The organism is Kocuria sp. APC 4018 (assembly GCF_030407675.1).
GTDB lineage: Bacteria > Actinomycetota > Actinomycetes > Actinomycetales > Micrococcaceae > Kocuria > Kocuria rhizophila.
The window spans coordinates 82,964-91,011 of sequence record NZ_JASDCY010000003.1 but is presented as its reverse complement, the minus strand read 5'-3'; the positions used below and the strand labels follow the sequence as shown (position 1 = coordinate 91,011).

Sequence of the window (8,048 nt, the reverse complement as noted above, 5' to 3'; positions counted from 1 at the left end):
GCGGGCATGGTGCACATCCTTCCAGGCCGCCCAGTGGGCAAGCCAGATCAGAGGTCACCTATCGGTGCGGCAGTCCCAGCTTCTGGGCAGGCACGGTGGCATCCCAGACCTTGGGCGGGTTCAGGCATGTGTCGCAGTTCCCACAGGCCTCCGAGTCCTGCCCGAAGTACCGCAGCAGCTGCACGCGCCGGCAGTCGGTGGTCTCGCACAGGGCGAGCATGGCGTCCAGGTGCGAGCGCGCATTGCGCTTGTGCAGGTCGCTGCCCTCGCCCTGGTCGATCATCCGCCGCAGGTTCACCACGTCCCCCAGGCCGTACGCCATCCATGCCGTGGAGGGCATGCCATCGCGACCCGCGCGGCCGGTCTCCTGGTAGTACCCCTCAATGCTCTTGGGCAGGTCCAGGTGGGCCACGAAGCGCACGTCCGGCTTGTCGATCCCCATGCCGAACGCGATCGTGGCGACGACGACGATCCCCTCCTCCCGCAGGAACCGCACCTGGGTGTCCTGGCGCACCGCGGCGTCGAGCCCCGCGTGGTACGGCAGGGCGGTGACCCCGCGCTTCGAGAGCCAGGCCGCAGTGGTCTCCACGCTCTTGCGGGAGAGGCAGTAGACGATGCCGGCCTCCCCCGGGTGCTCCGACTGGATCAGCCGCAGCAGCTGGTCCTTGGCGCCGTCCTTGGGCTCGATCCGATACTGGATGTTGGGGCGGTCGAAGTTGGAGACGAAGTGCCGCGCGTTCTCCATGCGCAGCCGCTCGGTGATCTCCTGGTGCGTGGCCCGCGTGGCGGTGGCAGTCAGCGCGATCCGGGGAACGTCCGGGAAGGCGTCCGCGAGCACGGAGAGTCCCATGTAGTCGGGGCGGAAGTCGTGGCCCCACTGGGAGACGCAGTGCGCCTCGTCGATCGCGAACAGGGCAACCGGCGAGCGCTTCAACAGGTCGATGGTGCGCGGCAGGATGAGCCGCTCGGGAGCCAGGTAGAGCAGGTCGATCTCCCCGGCACCGAGCTGCCGTTCGACCTCCTGTGCCTCGTAGGGCTCCAGCGTGGAGTTGAGGAATGCCGCGCGGATGCCCACGGCCTCGAGCGCGGCCACCTGGTCCGCCATGAGCGCGATCAGCGGGGAGACCACCACGCCCGTGCCCTCCCGCAGGATCGCGGGGATCTGATAGCACAGGGACTTGCCGCCGCCGGTGGGCATGAGCACCACGGCGTCCCCGCCGCCGACCACCTGGTCGATGATCTCCGCCTGCTCACCCCGGAAGGCGTCGTAGCCGAAGACCTCCCGCAGGACAGCAAGGGACTCGGTTTCGGTGCTCGTGGAGGTCATGCCCCCAGGGTAGGCGGTGCGGCCACTGCGGGCCCGGGCTGTGGAGGGGACCTCAGCCAACCATGGTCACAGGGCCGAAGTTGGCTCTGAGGGTGTTGCCATTGACCAGCACCGAGTGATCCACGAAGAAGTACCCCGTGGAGGAGAGATTGTCATTGCTCTCGAACCCGAATGAGGGCAGGCACGTGGTCCCGTCCTGCGCCGTGACCCCGCCGGTGTAGACGGTGGTGTAGGCGTAGTAGGTCACCCCGTTGAAGTACTTGTTCGACTTGCTGGAGTCCCGCGAGAGCCTGCTCCAGCCGTTGAATCCCGGGCCGTTCTGTGCCGAGAACGTGAGAGAGCTGTAGTAGGGCAGGTAGTACGTCACGGCAGCGTTGGAAATCTGAGTGGAAGAGTTCGTGTTCAGCACGCAGAACCCCCGGCCCGGCACATTGGACTTCGGAGTCGTGGAGAACAGCTTGAAGCTCTGGTAGTTGTCCACCCGCTCGGTGTACCAGGTCAAATTCCACGTGGCGCGCCCCCATGGGTCGAGCTGCGGCGTGGGCGAGGCGGCCATTGCGGGGGCGGCAGTCGCTACAGCCACCACGGGGATACTCCAAGCAGCTCCTTTCGCCAGCTGCCGGCGATCAATGCTTACGCTGCCCATGGTGGTCCTCCGTGTCACCGCCGTTCATGTAGAAACATGGATTTTATCATACATATGTATCTTATATTGGTGTTTTCCCATGTCAGATGCATCTCTGTCAGGGATTCAGCGCACCCCACCTTTCCCATCATGTGAACCCGTGGAAAGCCCCCCCAACGCGCCCCTCAGCCGCCCTCGCTGCACATGCGACAGCCCGGCGTTAGACTCGCCGGGTACGTCACCACGATCCGCACCCGCGGAGGAACGAGGCTCACGTGCGCCAGGAGGCAGCCGGCTTCCACGCCGGCACCAGACAGCGCTGACCCGCGCGGCCGTCGACTGCGGACGACCGGGCCGCGCCCTTCGCCACGCCCGAAAACCTTACCGCGTCCCCGCCCCGCCGCCGGACCGTGCCCGGCGTCCTCACGCTCCCGTACGACGACGCCGCCGCGCCTCCCCGCCCCGCGCCCGGGTGCGTGCCTCGCACAACGCCCGCGAGCGACGTCGTGCGCGTAGTGACACACCAGAACGAAAGCCCAGAATCATGCACACGCATACAGAATCCGAGATCCGCAAGAGCTTCATCAACTGCTCCAAAGGTGCTGCACAGCGCATCAACATCCCCCAGGACGTGCTGCACACCGCGTGGGAGCAGCAGATCTTCCTGGGGTGGTACGACCCCAAGTCGCCGCGCGCCGGCTACGTGGTGGTCGAGACCGAGGACGGCCTGCGCGGGCTCGTCATGGAGAAGAGCGCGCAGAAGGCGACGGGTGGGGCGCGGATGTGCCAGATCTGTCTGACCCTGCACCCGGCCAGCGGAGTGTCGCTCGTGTCCATCCAGCGCTCGAAGTCCGCGAAGGACAAGTACAGCTCCGTGGGCACGTACGTGTGCTCCAACCTGGCGTGCAGCGACTACACGCTGGGGCGGCGCAAGCCCGAGGGCGTGCGCCAGATGGAGGAGACCATGAGTCCCGAGGAACGCACCGAGCGCACGCTCGAGAACATGCGCGGCCTCGTGCAGCGCGTGGCCGAGGCCATGAGGAAGTAGCTGATCAGCTGTTGAAGGGCTTGGAGAAGATCGGGACCATGATGTCGCTGAAGTTCTCCTCGTCCGTCATCTCCCGGCGGAACTTCTGGCCAGGGTGCTTCAGCGCGAACTGCCTGCGGCGCCCGGCCCAGAGGGTCTCCGAGGCCAGGTACTGCCCCAGCATGCCGCCCATGCACAGGCAGAACGCGGTGATCGCGGCCTTGAGGACGGACTCGCCGGCGTCCTCAAGGCCGAAGATGGTGCCCAGCACACCCTGGTAGACGAGCATGCCCGGGAACAGGGGAAGCAGCACGATCATCAGGGTGGCGTTGGATGCGAGGTCCAGGGCGCGCGTGAGTGCCACGCTGAGTGCCCCCGCGACGATCGAGGAGACCAGGATGGCGCTGTAGGAGCTCATCCCGAGCGCACCCACGCCCAGCACACCCAGCTGCACCAGGCCGCCGAACAGCCCGAGGGCCGCGAGCTTCCAGCCGCGGCCACCGGAGGCCAGCGCGAAACCTGCGGAGACCACCGCGGCACCCAGCACGGTCAGCGCCCAGCGGGAGTCGTCCATCTCCAGGGTCTCGATGTAGTCCATCGAGCCCCCCACGAGCGGCTGCATGGCGTGGATGCCCACCGTGACACCGGCCACCAGACCCGCCGTGCTCGTGACGGCCTCGAGGATCCGGCCCGAGGCCGAGACGTACCAACCGGTGATCACGTCGTGCACCGCCCCGTACGCCGCGATCCCGGCGAGCCATGCCGCGAGCGCGGCGACGATGCACACCGCCGTCTGAGTGATGGAGAAGAACATCCCGCACACGGTGGCCCCCATGACCGCCACCAGGCCACCGGCGGCCAGGCTGAAGATCTCTGGGGCCTTCACGTGCTGCACCAGGGCGTACACGCCGTACACCACGGCCGAGACCGCGGCGGCGCTGATGGCCGTCCCCCAGCTGCCGCCGAGGATCAGCGCGAAGCCCACCCCGAACATCGTGAAACCGGTCATGATCAGCTTGTGGCCGATGACCCGCGACTTCGCCATGATCTCGTCCATGCGACGGCTCGCCTCATCGGCATCCAGCCGGCCCAGCACGAAGTCCTCCAGGACCGCACCCGTTGCACTGCGCAGCTCGATGTCCAGCGTTCCGGGCTGGGTCTCGAACACCCGCGTGCTCGGCGCCTTGTCCGGCTGGTCCTGGTGGCTGATGGTCACCTGCCCCAGGGAGACACTGACGGTCACGTCCCGCAGGTCTGTCTTGCGGAAGATCGACAGCAGCGACTTGGTGGTGTTCGCGGACCCCGCCCCGCTACGGATCAGGGCGTCCGCGATCTGGAAGGCGAGTTTGTAAGCGGCCTGTTCAGTGGTGAGCACTGGCCAAGCGTAGTGGGGCGCCGCAGTTACCGGCGAGGCGAGGAGGGGGCAGTCTGGTGGGAGGTTGGCCACACGGGACAGACCACTGCACGCCGCCTTTTACATGCAGACGCATTGACTGCCTGCGTACACTGACCTTGTGGAACCCAAGGAGACAAAATTTTCCCTAAACATCGGCGATGTCGTTACCCGCAAGGAAATCAGCGCTCGGTACGGGGGTGACACCCAAAGCGGCATGGTGACCCCCGCAGGCGGTCGCTTCATTTTCCTCTTCTCAGACCCAAAGGTAGTTCACTATCACGGTTACAATTTCGATGGCTGGGTAACCCCGGACCAAACCGCGTTCGATTATACCGGCCACGGAACCTCCGGCGACCAGCAGTTCATTCGCCGGAACGAGGTGTTGCGGACCTCGATGGCAGACAATAGGGAGGTCCATCTTTTCATTGCCGAAGGATTCGTCCCTGGAACTCAGCGGCGCACTCATCGCTACGAAGGAAAGTTCGAGACCCACCCCGATCATGGGTGGCGTTATGAGTTCGCACCGGTTGGCAATGGCGCGCATCGCAAAGTAATTGTCTTTACGCTTGAACGGGTAGGAGATTTCACGGCCTCTGTCCCCATCGCAGTGGCCCCTCCGGCATCTCCGCCCGCCCCGGAACTGCGAGTACAAGAGGTCGCCGCGGAGCAGACAAAGGCTGTTCTCGTCCATCGCGCCGAGACTGCAGCCATGAGCGTTACGCGTAGCGAGCGACAGATCGAAGATCGACTTCGTGAAAAACTTCGCCTTGAACTTCGCCTGTCCATCAAGCCCGCAAATTCACCTTCTACCTTGTACACGGACGTGTGGGATCCCGCCGAACGAGAACTTTATGAAGTAAAAAGTTCTTCCTCGCGCCAAAATATTAGAATGGCGATCGGCCAACTTTTGGATTACAGCCGCTACATCGACGGTCCAGAATTCAAGTGCGTTGTTGTCATCCCTGAGTACCCCGGTGAGGACCTCATCGATTTTGTTCTGCGCAACACCATGGACCTCATTTACTGGGATGCTAATGGTGAACAGATCCGGCGATACAGCCAATGAGGTCAGGTCTTATTTGGAAGTCTATCAATTGCACCCCCGGACAAGTTTTAGAACCCTTCCAGCGCCATGTTCGCAAACCTCGAGTAGTGCCCCTGGAAGGCCACCACGATGGTCTTAGTGGGGCCGTTGCGGTGCTTCGCCACGATCACGTCCGCCTCGCCGGCACGCGGGGACTCCTTGTCGTACACATCCTCACGGTGCAGGAGGATGACCATGTCCGCGTCCTGCTCGATCGAGTTGTGCACCGTCACACCGTTGGCAATGAAGTTGTGCGAACCCACCACGGTGGCGTCGAAAACCTCTTCCTCGCCGTCATGCGTGATGGACAGGATGCGGTCCCAGTAGAGGTCGTTCATGGCGATCATGTCGAGCTCGTGGGTGTCGAGGGCCTCGACGAGCTGACCCACACGAGTCGGCCGTTCCAGCACCGCAGTGTCCGAAGTCAGCGCTGGAACACCCCGGCTCTTCACGATTCGGCGGACGTCGTCCCACACGTTGACGGGTTCGTCTGACGCGCCAGCCCCTGCCGTCCGCTCGTTCTTGACCATGCGGAGGCGAGCCCGCAGCTGACCGGCCGCCCGGGCACAGTGGCCGTCCACGGGGATCTGCTCGAGGAACATGAGCTGATCCTCGAACTCCTCGATGCGCAGATCTGCGCCCCTGCCGAAATCGTGCACGGTCCCCACGATGCCGAACCTCAGCAGCAGCCGGGCGACCTGGTCGGCGACGCCCCGGGTCAGTCCGTCGATGAAGACCTCACCGACGTGGTCGTTGACTCGCTCCCCACCGGTGACCGTGCCCGACGCAGACCACGCCGCGCTCAAGAGGTCACGAATCTGTTGTTTCGGAAGTGTGAAGATCTCGGCGGACAGAGACGTTGAGGTGGTGAGCGACGCGCCCAGCAGGGACACGGCGTCGTCGTCCCACTGCGTCTCCTGCTCCGGCGCACACACGTGCCGCGGGATGCCCAGTCGTTCTCCAGCCGTGAGATCTCCCAGCGCCGTCCAACCGTCGTAGGTGTAGAACTTGTGGTTGGCCGTGGCCCGGACCTCGCGGCCGGATGCGAGCCGGAGCTTGTACACCGGTTTGGTGCCTGTGGAGAAGACGTGCGTCATGGGCCGCTTGACGTACCGGAGGTCATCCGCAAGCGCCCACACGGGCACGTCCTTCTCGCCGGCGTCGAAGAGCTCACGCATGGTCGTCTCTGCGCCGGTGTCCGCCCGCAGGATGCGAGTGTCACCGGTGAGGCAGCCCGATTCACGCAGGTCACTCACCTGCGGCTTCTTGTCCTGGCGCTGCTCCGCTCCACGGTTCAGCTGGGACAGCGCCACCACGGGCACGTCCAGCTCCTTGGCGAGCAGCTTGAGCGCACGGGAGAACTCGGAGACCTCCTGCTGGCGGGACTCCACCTTCTTGCCGGAGCTCATGAGCTGCAGGTAGTCCAGGATCACCAGGTTGAGGTCGTGCTTCTGCTTGAGCCGGCGGCACTTGGCGCGGATCTCCATGAGCGACATGTTCGGGGAGTCGTCGATGAACAGGGGTGCCTCGTTCATCTTGCCCATGATCTGCGCGATCTTGGCCCACTGGTCGTCGTGCAGGGTGCCCGCGCGCAGGTCCTGCATGTTGAGGGTTCCCTCCGCGGAGAGCAGTCGCATGGCGATCTCGTTGCGGCTCATCTCCAGGGAGAAGATCACCGAGGTCATGCCGTGCTTGATGGAGGCCGAGCGCGCGACGTCCAGCGCGAGCGTGGACTTGCCCATGGCCGGACGGGCCGCGATCACGATCATCTGCCCGCCCTGGAAGCCGTGCGTCAGCTCGTCCAGCTCGTGGAACCCTGTGGGCACACCCTGCATGCCCGAGCGGCTGCCCGCGGCCTCGATCTCGTCCACGGTGGCTTCCATGACGTCCTTCAGCGGGACGTAGTCCTCCGCCGTGCGCCGCTCCGCCACCTGGTAGATCTCGCCCTGGGCCTCGTTGACGATGTCGTCCACTTCGCCGTCGTGCGCGTAGCCCAGCTGCACGATCTTGGTGCCGGCCTCCACGAGCCGCCGCAGCACCGCGCGTTCCCGCACGATCTCCGCGTAGAAGCCCGCGTTCGCCGCAGTGGGCACGGAGGCGATGAGCGAGTGCAGGTAGGCGATCCCGCCGATCCGCTCGATCTCACCGTTCTTGGTGAGCTCGTCCCCCACGGTGATCGCGTCCGCCGGCTCGCCGCGCCCGTAGAGGGACACCACGGCGTCGTAGATGTTCTCGTGCGCCGGCTTGTAGAAGTCGACGCCGCGCAGCACCTCCACCACGTCCGCGATGGCGTCCTTGGAGAGCATCATCCCGCCCAGCACCGACTGCTCGGCCTGGTTGTCGTGCGGCATGGTGCGGCCGTAGTCCTCGCGCGGCCCGGACGTGTATTCGGACACCCTGTCTCACTTTCTTCACGACGGCGGCGCCCGTCCTCCGCGGCGCACCCCACCATTCTCGCACCGCCCTCAGACCCGCACAGCGCGTGCTCCCGCGCTGTCCACGGCCTGTGGAAAACACTGTGGGAAACGTGTGGAACACGCCGCTCGGCCGTGTGCACAGCATGTGGAGATCTCTGTGGACAAGCAGGCT

The 8,048-nt window shown here is 65.1% G+C and carries 5 protein-coding genes and 1 pseudogene; 2 read left to right on the top strand and 4 right to left on the bottom strand.

Annotated elements, in window-relative coordinates:
• Nucleotides 1–76: 76 nt before the first annotated feature.
• Nucleotides 77–1,327: pseudogene (locus QL985_RS01325) on the bottom strand (RecQ family ATP-dependent DNA helicase); the annotation flags it as partial.
• A gap of 52 nt (nucleotides 1,328–1,379) precedes the next feature.
• A complete protein-coding gene (locus QL985_RS01320) occupies nucleotides 1,380–1,829 on the bottom strand; it encodes a hypothetical protein (RefSeq protein ID WP_059281283.1) in 450 nt (149 codons plus the stop codon).
• Nucleotides 1,830–2,496: 667 nt separating this feature from the next.
• Between QL985_RS01320 and QL985_RS01315 the strand changes: the two genes are divergently transcribed.
• Nucleotides 2,497–3,000 (top strand): FBP domain-containing protein, encoded by a 504-nt coding sequence (locus tag QL985_RS01315; RefSeq protein WP_259905305.1) that lies wholly within the window; start codon nucleotides 2,497–2,499, stop codon nucleotides 2,998–3,000.
• A 4-nt stretch (nucleotides 3,001–3,004) separates the two neighbouring features.
• Here QL985_RS01315 and QL985_RS01310 read toward each other — a convergent pair whose 3' ends face one another.
• Nucleotides 3,005–4,354 carry a threonine/serine exporter family protein gene (locus QL985_RS01310; protein ID WP_259905303.1) on the bottom strand — a complete coding sequence of 450 codons (1,350 nt, stop codon included), beginning with the start codon at nucleotides 4,352–4,354 and terminating at the stop codon, nucleotides 3,005–3,007.
• A gap of 139 nt (nucleotides 4,355–4,493) precedes the next feature.
• On the opposite strand from QL985_RS01310, the gene QL985_RS01305 reads away from it, so the two are divergent.
• A complete protein-coding gene (locus tag QL985_RS01305; RefSeq protein ID WP_141564922.1) occupies nucleotides 4,494–5,441 on the top strand; it encodes a hypothetical protein in 948 nt (315 codons plus the stop codon).
• Nucleotides 5,442–5,488: 47 nt separating this feature from the next.
• Here the strand turns inward: QL985_RS01305 and dnaB are convergent, their stop codons facing one another.
• Nucleotides 5,489–7,855: a replicative DNA helicase gene (gene dnaB / locus QL985_RS01300; protein WP_101888153.1), complete on the bottom strand. Its 2,367-nt coding sequence runs from the start codon at nucleotides 7,853–7,855 to the stop codon at nucleotides 5,489–5,491.
• Nucleotides 7,856–8,048 lie beyond the last annotated feature (193 nt).